The organism is Marinobacter sp. DY40_1A1, assembly GCF_016597815.1.
Classification (GTDB): Bacteria; Pseudomonadota; Gammaproteobacteria; order Pseudomonadales; family Oleiphilaceae; genus Marinobacter; species Marinobacter xiaoshiensis.
On sequence record NZ_VCHA01000002.1, the window covers coordinates 503669 to 518250 of the forward strand.

Annotated in this window: 11 protein-coding genes; 9 read left to right on the forward strand and 2 right to left on the reverse strand. The window is 55.6% G+C overall.

From position 1 onward, the window contains the following. From FFI61_RS08190 to FFI61_RS08205, 4 genes are all read left to right on the forward strand, one after another. On the forward strand, positions 1 to 2628 hold the full coding sequence (locus tag FFI61_RS08190; protein WP_200369879.1) for a heavy metal translocating P-type ATPase: 2628 nt from the start codon (positions 1 to 3) through the stop codon (positions 2626 to 2628). Between the two features lie 141 nt (positions 2629 to 2769). After that, positions 2770 to 3219, forward strand: coding sequence for a DUF411 domain-containing protein (locus tag FFI61_RS08195; RefSeq protein ID WP_200369880.1), 450 nt, complete (start codon positions 2770 to 2772; stop codon positions 3217 to 3219). 185 nt (positions 3220 to 3404) lie between these two features. Next, a complete protein-coding gene (locus FFI61_RS08200; protein ID WP_200369881.1) occupies positions 3405 to 5123 on the forward strand; it encodes a diguanylate cyclase domain-containing protein in 1719 nt (572 codons plus the stop codon). A 70-nt stretch (positions 5124 to 5193) separates the two neighbouring features. Beyond that, positions 5194 to 7215 carry a ribonuclease R family protein gene (locus tag FFI61_RS08205; RefSeq protein ID WP_200369882.1) on the forward strand — a complete coding sequence of 674 codons (2022 nt, stop codon included), beginning with the start codon at positions 5194 to 5196 and terminating at the stop codon, positions 7213 to 7215. Positions 7216 to 7230: 15 nt separating this feature from the next. Here FFI61_RS08205 and FFI61_RS08210 read toward each other — a convergent pair whose 3' ends face one another. After that, positions 7231 to 8124, reverse strand: a complete 894-nt coding sequence (locus FFI61_RS08210) for an acyltransferase (RefSeq protein WP_200202409.1) — start codon at positions 8122 to 8124, stop codon at positions 7231 to 7233. A 168-nt stretch (positions 8125 to 8292) separates the two neighbouring features. On the opposite strand from FFI61_RS08210, the gene FFI61_RS08215 reads away from it, so the two are divergent. From FFI61_RS08215 to FFI61_RS08235, 5 genes are all read left to right on the forward strand, one after another. Next, positions 8293 to 9444 carry an alpha/beta fold hydrolase gene (locus tag FFI61_RS08215; protein WP_200369883.1) on the forward strand — a complete coding sequence of 384 codons (1152 nt, stop codon included), beginning with the start codon at positions 8293 to 8295 and terminating at the stop codon, positions 9442 to 9444. A gap of 48 nt (positions 9445 to 9492) precedes the next feature. Further along, positions 9493 to 10404 carry a LysR family transcriptional regulator gene (locus FFI61_RS08220; RefSeq protein ID WP_200369950.1) on the forward strand — a complete coding sequence of 304 codons (912 nt, stop codon included), beginning with the start codon at positions 9493 to 9495 and terminating at the stop codon, positions 10402 to 10404. 228 nt (positions 10405 to 10632) lie between these two features. After that, positions 10633 to 11853, forward strand: coding sequence for a Bcr/CflA family multidrug efflux MFS transporter (locus FFI61_RS08225; protein WP_200369884.1), 1221 nt, complete (start codon positions 10633 to 10635; stop codon positions 11851 to 11853). 124 nt (positions 11854 to 11977) lie between these two features. Beyond that, positions 11978 to 12475 carry a thiol peroxidase gene (tpx, locus tag FFI61_RS08230; RefSeq protein ID WP_200369885.1) on the forward strand — a complete coding sequence of 166 codons (498 nt, stop codon included), beginning with the start codon at positions 11978 to 11980 and terminating at the stop codon, positions 12473 to 12475. 243 nt (positions 12476 to 12718) lie between these two features. Beyond that, positions 12719 to 14005 carry an MATE family efflux transporter gene (locus FFI61_RS08235; protein ID WP_200202481.1) on the forward strand — a complete coding sequence of 429 codons (1287 nt, stop codon included), beginning with the start codon at positions 12719 to 12721 and terminating at the stop codon, positions 14003 to 14005. Here the strand turns inward: FFI61_RS08235 and FFI61_RS08240 are convergent. Then, positions 13991 to 14416 carry a thioesterase family protein gene (locus FFI61_RS08240; protein ID WP_200369886.1) on the reverse strand — a complete coding sequence of 142 codons (426 nt, stop codon included), beginning with the start codon at positions 14414 to 14416 and terminating at the stop codon, positions 13991 to 13993. The genes FFI61_RS08235 and FFI61_RS08240 overlap by 15 nt on opposite strands. Between the last annotated feature and the right edge of the window lie 166 nt (positions 14417 to 14582).

The following is a 14582-nucleotide window of genomic DNA, read 5'->3' on the forward strand; positions in this document are numbered from 1 at the left end:
ATGAGTGAAGCACCTGAGCTAAAGACCACTCTGAGTATTTCTGGCGCCACCTGTCAGGGCTGTGTGAAGAAGATTCGCAATGCCCTGGAGCCGTTGATCGGTGATGCGAGCCTGGTTGAGGTTAATCTGGAAGAGCAAACGGTCGCTTTGCCGGAAGGCATTGATTCCACCGAAGCTGCCAGGATTGTGTCGGAAGCGGGTTTCCCGGCAGAGCTAGTGGGCGCAGCTGAAAAACCCGCCAGCTGTTGCGCGTCCAAAGCAAAAAAGCAGGACTCAGAGTCTGTTCCAAACGCCGAAAAACAGGCCAAAGCGCCAGAGAGCAAACCTGAAAAACCGGCAGCGCCTGCGCCAGGTGACGATCAAGTGCTGCTGGCGGTAACTGGCGCTACTTGTGCATCTTGTGTGAATACGATTGAGAAGGCGCTGAAGTCGGTGCCCGGCGTTACCCATGCCCACATGAATCTTGCGGACAATACCGCTACGGCAACGGGCGTGTCGGATGCGCAAGCTTTGATCAAAGCGGTAGAGAGTTCCGGTTATGGCGCCAGTGTGATTGAAGATGCTGACGCGGCAGACGACCAGAAGCAGGAAGAGGACAAGAAGCGGTACAAAACCCTGCTGGTAAAAATGGCAATCAGCCTGGGGCTGGGTGTTGCCATGATGGTCTATGGCATGACGTTCGGCTCCATGACCATATCCGAAGCAAACCAGGGCGTGTGGTTTGGGCTCGGCGTGTTAACCCTGTTGGTTATGGCCGGCACGGGTGGGCATTTTTTCACCGGGGCATGGAAGGCGTTTCGGCACCACAATGCCAATATGGATACCTTGATCGCTCTCGGTACAGGTACCGCATGGTTGTATTCCATTACGGTGGTGAGTATTCCTGAGGCTTTGCCAGAAATGGCGCGGCATGTGTATTTTGAAGCCTCCGCCATGATTATCGGCCTGATCAACCTGGGTCAGGCGCTGGAACTCCGGGCCAAGGGGAAAACCTCCGAAGCGGTTCGTCGGCTGCTGGATTTACGGGCAAAAACGGCACGGGTGATTCGTGACGGGCACGAACAGGACATTCCGGTAGAAGATGTACGCAAAGGCGATCACATTCGGGTTCGCCCCGGTGAGAACTTGCCGGTGGACGGAGTTGTTGTTGAAGGCAGCACCCGTGTGGATGAAAGCATGCTCACTGGCGAGCCCATGCCGGTTACCAAAGCAGAGGGTGACGAGGTATCTGCCGGTACTATGAATACTCATGGTGCGATTGTGTACAAGGCAACGCGGGTGGGCAGCGAAACGGCATTGGCGCAGATTATTCATCTGGTTAAAAAAGCCCAGGGCTCAAAACCTGCCATTGGGCGGCTTGCAGACAAGATATCCTCGGTGTTTGTGCCCAGTGTAATGCTCATTGCCGTGGCCGCGGCACTGGTTTGGTACAACGTTGGGCCAGAGCCTGCTGTAGTGCATATGATCATCGCGGCTACCACCGTTCTGATCATTGCCTGCCCTTGCGCGCTAGGCTTGGCCACACCTATGTCCGTGATGGTAGGCGTTGGTAAAGCAGCTGAATACGGCGCCCTGATTCGCCAGGGAGATGCCCTGCAAACCGCCGGCAAGATCGATCTGGTGATCCTCGACAAAACCGGCACCATTACCGAAGGCCACCCGGCCGTTACCAGCGTGCACGCTGTGAGCGGTGATGAAGCGCAATTGCTGGCCCTGGCCTCAGGCCTGGAGATGCATTCCGAGCACCCACTTGCGGAAGCCGTGGTTAACAAAGCCAAAGAGCAAAACATTCAGCCTCTCAACGTCACCGGGTTTGAGGCGCTGAATGGCAAGGGCGTTGTCGGCGAACTTGAAGGTGATGCGATTCGTCTTGGCAATCGCCGTTGGCTGGAATCCGAGGGCATTGCGCTTGACGGGCTGGCCGATGCCGAGAAAGCCATCACCGAGCAGGCTGGCACACCGCTGTTTCTTGCCCGGGGCACAGAATTACTGGGTGTAATGGGTGTTGCCGATGCCATCAAGGCGGATTCAGAGGCCGCCATCCAGCGTATGCACGACGCTGGCATCAGAGTCATGATGGTTACCGGCGATATTGACGCCACAGCCAAAGCTATTTCTGCAAAAACCGGCATTGATGAGTACCGTGCAGAAGTTCTGCCGGAAGACAAAGCCGATGTGGTGAACGAAATGCGAGCCAAAGGCTACACCGTGGCCATGGTGGGTGACGGCATCAACGATGCGCCAGCTCTGGCCGCATCCGATGTGGGCTTCGCCATAGGAACAGGCACCGACGTTGCGATTGAAAGCGCCGCCATTACCCTGATGCGGGGCTCCCTGCATGGAGTCCCGGATGCGATTGAGGTCTCCCGGGCGACAGTGAGCAATATCCACCAGAACCTTTTTGGTGCCTTTATTTACAACGTACTGGGTATTCCCGTAGCAGCAGGCCTGCTGTACCCGGTTTGGGGCATATTGATGAGCCCGATTCTTGCGGGCGCCGCCATGTCGCTGTCGTCGGTAACCGTTGTAACCAACGCCAACCGGCTGCGCCTGTTCAAAACCAGCCACAAGCCAGCTCAAACGCGGGAACAGAGCCAGCACCAGCAGCAGAAAGAGGAGCGGAACTGATGGAAACTATATTGGTCAATGCTGGAGGGCTTGTTCTGATGGCCGCCATCGTTTGGTGGTTCTGGCTTTCATCATCCAGTACCGACACACCTGCAGAAGATCACAGCCATCACTGAACACCACATTACAGAGAGAACGACCATGAAAAAACAGATTCTCGGAATGGCCCTGACTGCCACCCTTGGCTTCAGCACCCCATTATTGGCGGCCGGCGCCGCACAGAGCATCCATGTTTACAAATCGCCCACCTGCGGCTGCTGCACAGACTGGATCGACCATCTGGAAAGCAACGGCTTTGAGGTGGAAGTTACCGACACCCACAACATGAACCGTGTAAAAATGGAAGCCGGCCTTAGCCCCAATCTGGCCAGCTGCCACACGGCTTTCGTGGGTGACTATGTGATCGAAGGTCACGTACCTGCCAGCGACATTCACCGGCTGATTGCCGATGCTCCAAAAGCCAGTGGCCTTGCGGTTCCCGGCATGCCTGCCGGTTCACCGGGCATGGAAATGGGCGACCGCAAAGACCATTATCAGGTGCTTTTGTTTAACAAAAGCGGCCAGACCAAAGTCTTTTCCGAGCACAATTAGCCTTCGGCGAGGCGCTGAATCACAGCGCCTCGCCCCGAAACCTGTGTAACAGCATTCTTGCCGCACAGGTAGCTATGCTGATCTGGCGCAGGTTGCGATAATTTCCTCACGCTCTTTTCTATAATCTTGCCTGCCAGTGCACTATGATTATTCCCGATCCCCCCCTGGAATGGAGACGGAATTGCTTGCGACTTAAAACCCGGTTCCTCAGCATTGCTGCCGGCCTGATCATTATCGCTGCATGTGCCTCCTGGTTAGCCTACCGGGAGCTCTCCGCCGATCTGATTGAGCGCTGGGGGCAACAGGTAGCCGAAATACAGGTGCGCTATGACAGCGCCCGCTTGCTGCAATCTCTGGAGCGCGAGATTGGCCTCGCCCGTCAAATGGCCAGCTCCACCGCACTGATCAACTGGGCAAAAGAGCCAGATAGCAAGGCTCTGGAAGCTAATGCCATCCACGAAATGGAAAGCTTTCGCGACAACTTCCGGGACAACAGCTATTTCGTCGCTCTCCGGGAAAGCGGCCGCTACTACTTCAACAACGAAAAAGATGAGTACGCCGATCAGCAGTTCCGCTATGTCCTGAGCCCAGATGAGCCCAATGATGCATGGTTTTACCAACTGATCGAAGAAGGGCGAGATTTCCATCTGAACGTCAATCCCGATACCGAACTGGGCGTTACCAAGCTCTGGATTGATGTGCTGATGCGCGGCCCTGACAATCAGATTGTAGGTATGGTGGGCACCGGCATGAATCTCGACAGGTTTCTTCAGGATATTGTGGATATTAACCAGGAAGGTATCACCACCCTGTTTGTCGATTACAACGGCGCCATACAGTTATATCGGGATCGTAACTACATTGATTTTGCCAGCGTCATAAAGCCCGAAGGCCAGAAAAACACCGTCGACCTGCTGTTTGAAGCTCCCGAGGACAAACAGAAAATTCTTGGCATGCTCCAGCTACTCAAGAAAAGCTCTGGCACAGCAGGTCATGTCGAAAGCGGATTTGTCACCGTAGAGGGTCGCCAACACCTTGCCGGAGTTGCTTATTTGCCAGCGATCGGCTGGTTCGAAATCACCCTGCTGGATCTCAACACGCTATTACCCAAAAGCTATCTGTGGCCTCTGGTGGCCGTTTTCCTCGCCAGTCTCCTGATTACACTGATGGTGTTCCACCTGATTATCCAGTCGCGCATCGTAAAGCCCATCGTGGGGCTGGAAGAGGCAGTGGAAAAAGTGCGCAGCGGCAGTTTCATCCTGCCTCGCCTGGACAAGCCGGATAACGAGATTGGTCGTCTTGTAGACCATTTCGAAAAAATGACCGAGAGCTTACGTGACTCCACGAGGCAACTGGAGAACAAAGTTGCCCAGCGTACCGACGAACTGAATCGGCTTGCCCGAATTGATCCCCTCACAGGCCTGAAAAACCGCCGCGGGATAGACGAAGCTCTGGATGATGAAATTCAGCGCTCAGCCCGCTCGGGTAATGGCTTTGGCCTGATCTGGCTCGACATAGATCACTTCAAATCCATTAATGACCAGCTTGGCCATCAAGCCGGCGACGAAATTCTCTGTCGCGTTGCCCTGTGGCTGAAAGCCAGCCTTCGCCCCTACGATTGTCCCGGGCGCTGGGGCGGTGATGAGTTCGTCATACTGCTCTCCCCTTGCGACCCGACAACGTTGAAGCAAATCGCCAGGCGCATTCGTGAAAGTGTTGAGGTGGAGAGCCGTAAAACCGGCACACCTGTCACCATCAGCGTGGGTGGATATTTCTCCGAACCCGGGGACAACACCGACAGGGTTTTGCGAAATGCAGACCAGGCTCTGTATCGCGCCAAGAAAGAAGGCCGCAACCGCGTTTGCATCAACACCCCAGAAGATACGGAAATTAACCCAGCGTAACGGGTCTGACTCGCATCGCCATAACCGTTATACTCCGCCCCATCATTCATTTTTTTAGCCAGGTTAACCCATGCTCAACGCCGACGCTCTCAGCCAGTTGCGCCAGCTAAAGTCTGACATTGAGGAAAGCAAAGTTGTTTTCCCCGGGACCGTTAAATCCACAAACGGCCGTTTCGGATTCGTCGCACTGGATGAAGGGCGGGATGTATTCCTGCCACCGGAAGAAATGCAAAGAGTGCTCCCGGGTGACCGGGTAAATGTTATCGAACAGGAAGTGGAAAAAGGTAAAACCCAGGGTGTCGTGGACGAGCTTCTTGAAAGCCGGCTAAGCACCTTTGTCGGGCGCTACCTGGTAAAGGGCAAAGGCCATTTTGTGGTGCCGGAAACTCCGGGCATCAATCGCTGGATTTTCATTCCGCCAAAAGAGCGCATGAACGCGCAGCCTGACGATTACCTGTACTGCTGCATGCACAAACATCCAATCAAAGACGGCAAAGGTCAGGCCAAGGTTCTGCGAGTCATTGGCAAAGCCGGCGAACCTGGCATAGAGCGCGCCCTGACTCTGGCAACTTTCGATCTTTCAGACTCCTGGCCAGCGCCGGTTGTTGAACAGGCAGAAAGCCTGAGCGAGGCTTCTATCGAAGCCCTCGGCGACGGCCGGGAAGACCGCACCGACCGGGCCTATGTGACCATCGACAGCCCCGCCACCCAGGACATGGACGACGCGCTTCTGGCCGAACCCAATGTGACTGGCTGGGCACTGTCCATAGCCATTGCCGACCCGGCTGCAGTTATCGACCAAAAAAGCGCAGCCGAGCTTGAAGCCTTCAAGCGCGCCACCGCCATTTATTTCCCGGGCGATCCCCTACCCATGCTTCCAGATACCATCAGCACCAGACTGTGCTCGCTGATGCCAGATGTGAAACGGCTGGCCCTGGTGTGTGATCTGCAGGTTAATAACGACGGCAGCCTGGGTGATTACAGCTTCCATCAAGCGGTCATCAGCTCAAAGGGCAAGCTCAGTTACGACCTGGTCTCCAACCTGATTGAAGGCCGCGAAGACGAAGACATCAAAGCTTTGCCGGATTCCGTGTGCAACAGCCTGGATCAACTTCATCAGGCTGCTACCGCATTGCGCAAATGGCGCAGCGAACATGCTTTGCTAAGCGGCGACCGCCCCGAGTTTCGTCTAAGGCTGGATGAAAACCGGCGCATTCGCAGCATCGAACCTTCGGTGCAGAACGAAGCGCACCGCCTGGTGGAAGAATGCATGGTTGCCGCCAACCGGTGCGCGGCCGATTTCCTGTCCAAACAGGCGTCTGGCCTGTTTATTCAGCATCCGGGGCTCAGGGATGACCGCGCCGACAACATTCGAGCATTGCTTGAAGCTTATGCGCCGCACCTGGCGGATATAGATGCCACCACACCGGAAGGCTTCAAAGCACTGATGAAGGAAACATCCACTCTGGAGGCAGAAGTGCCAGTGAAATCCATCCTCTCGCGCCAGTTGGCCCGGGCAGAAATGACGTTCACTGCAGCACCCCATCAGGGCATGGGACTAAACGCCTACACCACGTTTACGTCTCCGCTGCGCAAGTATTCTGACCTGTATGTGCACCGCATGATTAAAGCAGTGCTTTGGGACGCCCCCATGAAAGCCTTGAGCGGGGACGAACTGTTGACTCTCCAGAACGCTCAGTTCAAAGCCCGACAGGCCGCCAACAGTCTGGAAACCTGGCTCAAGAGCGATTTTGCCAAAACCCTGGGCGAGGAGCCTCTGGATGGTGTAATCAGCCGAACCATTCCGGCAGGATTCTTCGTGCGGCTTGAAGCCAACGGGCTGGAAGGGTTTGTCAGTTGCAAGGATCTTAACGGCAAATACAGCTTTGACCCTGTGACACTTCGCCTGATTCACAACAAGAACGGACGCATATTCCAGCTGGACCAAGCGGTTAAAGTGAGTTTTTCCGGAGTGGACGAAGAGCGGCGGCAGATTAACTTCAAACTGGTAGAAGCGGTTGAAGTGCCAAAGACCACTGCAAAGGAAAGTGCGCAGGATACTGGGAAAAACAGCGACGACAGCAAAAGCTGACGTCGCTCGTCAATGCTAGGGCTTGAGCATTTCCTCCAGGCGGGCGTCCTTGGCCTGCCACTGCTCACCCAACCAGTTCTTCACGTTGCGCCGGTGCTCTGCATCGGTCGCATAATCCCGTCCTTTCAGGTGTTCAGGGATTGTCACGGTATGAATTTCCATTTTCACTTCCTTCATACGACCACAAATAAAGTCCCAGAATGAGGGTGCTCCGCCGGGATAAGCAATGGTGACATCAACCAGCGTTTGTATTGAATCGCCCATGGTATCCAGTACGAAAGCGGCGCCGCCTGCTTTTGGCGTGAGCAAATGCTTGTAACGGGATTTTTGCTTCGCATGTTTTGCAGGGGTAAACCGGGTACCTTCTACAAAGTTCATTACGCTCACAGGGGTATAACGAAACTTCTCGCAGGCACGGCGAGTGGCTTTGAGATCTTCCCCACGCTTCTCCGGATGCTTGATCAGATATTCCCGGGAGTACCGCTTCATAAATGGGAAATCCAGGCCCCACCAGGCCAACCCGATAACGGGAACCCAAATCAGCTGTTGCTTCAGAAAGAACTTCAAAAAAGGTGCACGGCGATTGAACACCCGCTGCATGGCAAAAATATCCACCCAGCTCTGGTGATTGCTGAGAACCAGGTACCAGCTTTCACGACGCAGGTTTTCCGCACCAGTGACATGCCATTTAGTGCCGTGGGTAAGCTTCATCCAGCCTGTGTTGCAGGCCACCCAGGACTCTGAAATCCAGATAATGATCTTGGTACAAAGTACCCGAAAGCCCTTGTGTGGGATAATGAGCTTCAGCAAGGCCGGGATATAAAGCAGCACACACCAGAAGAGCGTGTTAATTGCCAACAAAATGGAGTTGAGCACACCAATAACGGGAGCAGGTAGGAAACTGAGCATACGGTTCCTGTTGTGATTATTTAGCCAGTGGTGGGCAATCATACCAATCAGCACCGGCTATGGGCAGTGGCTGATTGTGACCGCTCTGCCAACCAAAAGTGACAGTATTGCCATGGCGCTGCCAAGGGTTTGGCATTAGCCTCACATCTTTTATCACGGATCTTCCCAATGCCCAATATTATCAACGCCGCAACCAAAAGAGCTGCCAGGCTGGCACGGCAAACATCCCGTTATGCCGGCAATGCCTTTGACCGTGTATTCCGTGCTGCCAGCCTGGTGCAAGCGGGGCAAACACCTTTTGAAACCCTTCATACCGATGGTCTGGTCAGCTTGCGCTATTACCCGCCACTGAAAGAAGACGTCATCGAGCTTGATGGCATAACCATTCCCGTTGAGACAAACAGACACCGAACACCGGTGGTGATTATTCCGCCGCTGGCAGTAAACATGTTGATCTACGATCTTTTCCCTCAACGCAGCTTGGTGAGATTTCTGCGAGCGAAGGGCTTTGAGGTGTATCTCATAGACTGGGGCGTACCAACACGGGCACACAGCCATTACAACCTGCATACCTATGTGGCAGAACTCCTGCCAGCCTCCCTTGAACGGGTTCGCCAACACAGTGGCGAGCAGGAATTGTCGCTGCACGGCTGGAGCATGGGCGGCATGTTCACCCTGTTTTATTCGGCTCTGAGCAAAGACCAGCACATTCGTAATGCCATTGTGCTGGGCTCGCCCATCGACAGCCACGCGTCCGGCGTTCTTGGGCTGCTAAACCAGCGGCTGGCCGATATTGCCGGAGCTGTTCGCAAGCGCACAGGATTTCAGCTTCACAACCTCAAACCCCACTGGTTTCACAGCCCGGGTTGGGCGAACACCATCGGCTTCAAACTAACCAACCCTATCGGCAGTATTATGGGTTACTGGGAGCTGATTATCCGCCTGGGAGACCGGGAGTTTGTTAGCAGTCATGCCACCACCTCCGCCTTCCTGGATCGCATGGTCGCCTACCCCGGCGGTATCGTTCAGGACGCGGTGGTTCGGCTCTGGATCGATAACGAATTATCCCGCGGCAAGGTGCAAATTGGTGACGATCACGCACAGCTGATCAACGTAAACGCCAACCTGTTTGCCGTGGCAGGCAGCGAAGACACCATGGTAACGCCGGCTGCGGCCAGGAGTTTGATGGACCATATCAGCTCCGTGGACAAAACCTTCCGCGTTACTCCCGGTGGGCACATGGGCATTCTGGCCGGTAGCAAAGCGCCTCGGGAAAGCTGGCTGGAAATCGCTGAATGGTTGGGCCAGCGTTCAGATTAATGACGAGCCCGGTTCCGGGATCGGCAGTTGTGGATTACACTGCTACCCATGAACCTTATTGATACATTCAATCTTGATATCCGCGCGCTCCACACCTTCGTTGCCGTTCTTGACGAAGGCAGTGTTTCCCGTGCTGCGGTCAAGCTTGGAGTCAGCCAATCCGCCGTAAGCCACACGCTCGACCGCCTGCGTAAAGCCCTGGGGGACCCCCTGTTTGTCAAATCCGGGCGCGGCATCACACCCACGCGCTACGCGGTGCAAGCCGGCTCTCATATTCGCCAGATTCTGGATGACCTGCATTCTCTGGCCTCTGGCCCACCCTTCACACCAGAAACCACCGAAATCTCGTTCACCATCGCCGCCAACGACTACGAGCGGGATTTACTCCTCCCGCAACTGATGCAACGCCTACGCCTGCAAGCGCCTGGCGTTACACTGCAGGTCATTGCCTCCGGCATTCCCACAGCAGACATGCTGCGTAAAAACATCTGCGACCTGATCATCTCTCCCCACGCCCCGGAAGCCACCGACATTATGCAACGAGGGCTGATGGGGGATCACATGGTGGTTTTTTACGACCCCAGCCAACGCGAAGCCCCTGAGACGGTTACCGATTACCTGAAAGCCGACCACATCGCCATGGTATTCGGCACCGGAGAAAAACCCGCTCTCGAAGCCGGCTTATCTGCACGCGGCCTAACCCGCCGTAACGTCATTACCGTCTCCAACTTCTCCGGCCTGCCGGAATTCCTCCGGGGCACAGACATGCTGGTTACCGCACCTGAGCGCATGAGCAAACACTTACTTCGGGATTTTGCCTGGGTGCCCTTACCCTTCAATTTCAAGCCATTTACCCTGCTGATGGTCTGGCACCGCCGCAACCAGAACGACCCCGCGCACCGTTGGCTGAGAAACCAGGTGAACGCTGTCGCCGCCACCATGAATGGCCTGAACGACTAACCCATCTGTTTTGTTCATATATCCTATGAGCAGCGCCCCTGTTATTTTTTCGCAAGCCACCCCCTAGAATCCACTCCAATTGTCGGGTGCAGGTGTGAGATGGGCTTTCCAAAACTGTGCGGAGCCATGGATGGCGGAGCCCAAGCGCCACATGGATGTGCCGCAAGGAGCGTGTTTTGGAAAGCCCATCTCACACCTGCACTTCCCCTATTTAAGTTTGGACAGTAGATGCTAGCACTCACCAGTATATGGACAACCATACTGCTCGCCGCCGCCGTAGCTCTCGGGCCGCTTGCCACCGATATGTATTTGCCGGCATTGCCGCAAATCGGCAGCGACTTTGGCACAGGCACCAGTCAGGTTCAGCTAACCCTGAGCCTCTACATGGTTGGCTTTGCCATAGCACAACTGGTGTGTGGCCCCCTGGCGGACCGATTCGGCCGCAAACCCATCATGATTGGCGGCTTTGTAGTCTTCGCCCTCGCCAGCATTGGCTGTGCGCTGGCCAGCAACATCGAAACCCTGATTCTTTGCCGATTTCTGCAAGCCTTGGGCGGATCAGCCGGGCCCGTTCTTGGGCGCGCAGCCATTCGGGACATCTACACCCCCCGCGAAGCCGCAAAAATCATGGCGCTTCTGGCCAGCATCATGGCGCTTGCCCCTGCTGTGGCACCCACATTGGGTGGCATCATGGTGGCCGGCTTTGGATGGCACTCCATTTTTATCGTACTTGGGGGCTATGCCCTGATCATGGCCGTGGTCGTCGCCTTCGGCATCCCGGAGCCCATGCGGCCTGAATACCGCCAGCCCCTTAAACTGTGCAGCCTGCTACGGAACTATCGCACTATAGGGACAGACATCAGCTTTTTAAGCTATACACTGACTAACGCACTGCTATTCTCCGGCCTGTTCGCGTTTCTCTCCGGCTCTTCATTCGTGTTGATCGACTTTCTCAAAGTGCCACCGCAACAGTTCGGCCTGTATTTCGCGGGAATTGTTGCCGGTTATGTCACCGGAAATCTCTCGGCAATCCGCCTCGGCAGCCGCCTGGTGCCAGATCAAATTCTGGTTCGCGGTTTAATCATTGCCGTTGCGGGTGGCAGCTTAATGGCGGCTTTGGCGCTGGCAGAAGTCTTCAGCGTGTGGGCAGTGATCCTTCCGCAAGCCGTGTTTATGGCAGGCACGGGCATGGTCATGCCCCAAACCATGGCAGGTGCCATGGCCAACTTCCCGCGCATGGCCGGGTCTGCGTCTGCACTGTTCGGCTTTGCGCAAATGGCTGTCGCCGCCTTCGCAGGCATGCTTGTAGGTTACCTCCACGACGGCACCTCACTGGTTATGGCCGCCACCATCGCCATCTGCGCCGTCGCATCCCTGGCAGGCTACCTGCTTCTGGTTCAACGCCACCCGGCTCCAGGGTTCGAACCACAGGCTGCATCCAGCCGCTAACCCTGCTCAAACACCCCGAAGGGATGCAATCTCAACGAAAATGGACTAAACAGGGTAAGCGGTTTCAACTTATTTCTGTTTTGCTATTTTTGCATCACCTTCTGTATCACCAAAGGAGCACTCCATGAGCACAGTCACTTTTGACGGCAACCCCATTGAACTGAGCGGTGAATTTCCAAAGGCCGGCGACACAGCACCCGCCTTCACACTCACCAGCAGCGGCCTCGAAGAAGTAACCCTCGACAACTGGGCAGGCAAACGCAAAATCCTGAACATCATCCCCAGTATCGACACAGGCGTGTGCGCCACATCTACCCGTAAATTCAACGAAAAAGCAGGCTCCCTGGACAATACCGTGGTTCTGGTTGTCTCCGCCGACCTGCCCTTCGCTGCATCCCGCTTTTGTGGTGCCGAAGGCCTGAAAAATGTAGAAACCCTATCCACCTTCCGGAACTACAGCTTCCAGCAGGATTACGGCGTAGCTCTTCAGGGCGGCCCACTGGCCGGACTCTGTGCACGGGCCGTAGTGGTTCTGGATGAAAACAATAAGGTCATCCACAGCCAACTGGTCAGCGAAATCCACGACGAGCCAGATTACGACGCAGCACTGAAGGTTCTATAACCGCGGGGCTGAAGTCTGGCGGACGGCACGGCCTCCCCAGACTGTGCATTGCCATGGATGGCAATGCCAAGCCCCCAGGGACGGGTTCACGGCGTGTCTGGGGAGGCCGTGCCGTCTGCCAGACCACCCCCGAACCCAAAGACAAACCTGTTAGACTCAGCACCTCAGCCCAACACCAAGGCAATCCCAAAACCCGTGAGCAACACCACCCAAACCGCCAGCCTACCCCGCCAGCTCTACACCATGACCTGGCCCATGCTGTTTGGCGCTCTCTCACTCATGACCTTCCAGCTCGCCGACAGTGCATTTATCGGCCAGCTTGGCCGTGACCCGCTGGCTGCTTTGGGCTTCACACTCCCCATGCACCAGCTCATCATCGGGTTACAAGTGGGCCTTGGCATTGCCACCACCGCCATCATTTCGCGCACACTTGGGGTAGGTGACGAACTCCGGGCATTTCGCCTGGGTGGTTTGGTTATCACCGTTGGCAGCACACTGGTCTTCGTACTCTGCATCGTCTTGTGGCTTTTCCAAACCCCAATCATGACCGCCCTCGGCGCAGACGACACCCTGCTCCCCATGGTGCGTACTTACTGGGTACCCTGGCTATTTTCCGCCTGGATCGGCGCCTTTTTGTACTTTGGCTACAGCATTTGCCGCTCCCATGGCGACACCAAACTGCCTGGCTACATGATGGTAGCTACCAGCCTCGCCAACATAGCTCTCGACCCACTCTATATCTTCGTATTCGGTTGGGGACTGCCCGGTGCCGCCTGGGCCACCGTAACCTCCTTCGGAATCGGCTGCCTGTTCATCTATCCAAAACTGCTGAAGCGCGGCTGGGCCAGATTTGATCTTCGTGAACTCGCCTTGGGGCGCGCCCTCAGACAACTCAACAGCATCATGGCGCCCGCCATGGTCAGCCAGCTTATGCCGCCGGTTTCCGCCATGCTGGCAACGGCCATGGTTGCGGGTTTTGGTTCGGCCGCGGTTGCGGCCTGGGGCCTGGGCACGCGCCTGGAATTCTTCTCCATTGTGGTGGTACTCGCACTCACCATGTCCATGCCGCCGATGATTGGCCGCCTGCTGGGTGCCGGGGATATAGAACAGATCCGCAAACTGGTGCGTATTGCGGTGCGCTTCGTGGTGGGCTGGCAACTGGCCATTGGCCTGCTATGGCTCATTGCCTCCGGCCTGGTATCTGACCTGTTCAGCAGCGACCAACAGGTGCAGGAGATTCTTGGTGCCTATCTTGTGCGGGTGCCACTCAGTTACAGCGGCCTGGGGGTGTGCATGTTGATGGTGTCCATCTGCAACGCCCTTGGCCTTGCCGTTCGGGCGTTGCTGGTTTCAATGCTGCGGCTGTTTTTGTGCTTTCTGCCCCTGCTTTGGCTGGGCAGCCAGCTCAACGGCATTTACGGCTTGATGAGCGGTGCGCTGGTGGGCAACCTGCTGGCCGGCATTATGGCTTACAGCTTCTATCGCGCCGGTATGAAGCAGCTCCGTGAGAGCGCGTCAGGCAAAGCGTGACCGGAAGCTTTCTGGCACAGGGGTTACTTTCTTCTGGAGGTAATCAAAAAACACGAACCCGTACTTCGCCAGGGCAACCGCCTGACCACTCTCAGCTTTGGTGACCCGGAATACGAAATCCCCGCCGTACTTATTAAAATCCATCACCCCCACTTCAAAGCGTAGCACTTCCGGGAAGAAGGATTCTGACTGATACATAGTCGCCAGGTCCGTGACAATAATGCCCTGGCCACTGTTATTACCTTCGGAAATGCCGTGGCTGATCAAAAACTGGGCTCGCGCTTCCGACAGCATTGAAACCAACGCATCGTTACCCAGGTGGTTAGCACCGTTGATATCCGTTGTTCTAACCTGCAACAGGGTTTCAAAACAGAACACATCATCAGGGAAAGAAAGTTTGATTCGTGCCACTTCAGGTACCTGTATAGCAAAGGGTCGTGTGGGGCACTGGATGATACTCTCTTGTACAGCGACGTTCATCTCAATGATCTTGTTGCAAAAATCGGTTATCGTCTTTGCTGGTCTTTTAGCGCTGAATTCAGCCTTTGCGCGCTGGTTGTAAAGGCAAGCGGAGGTT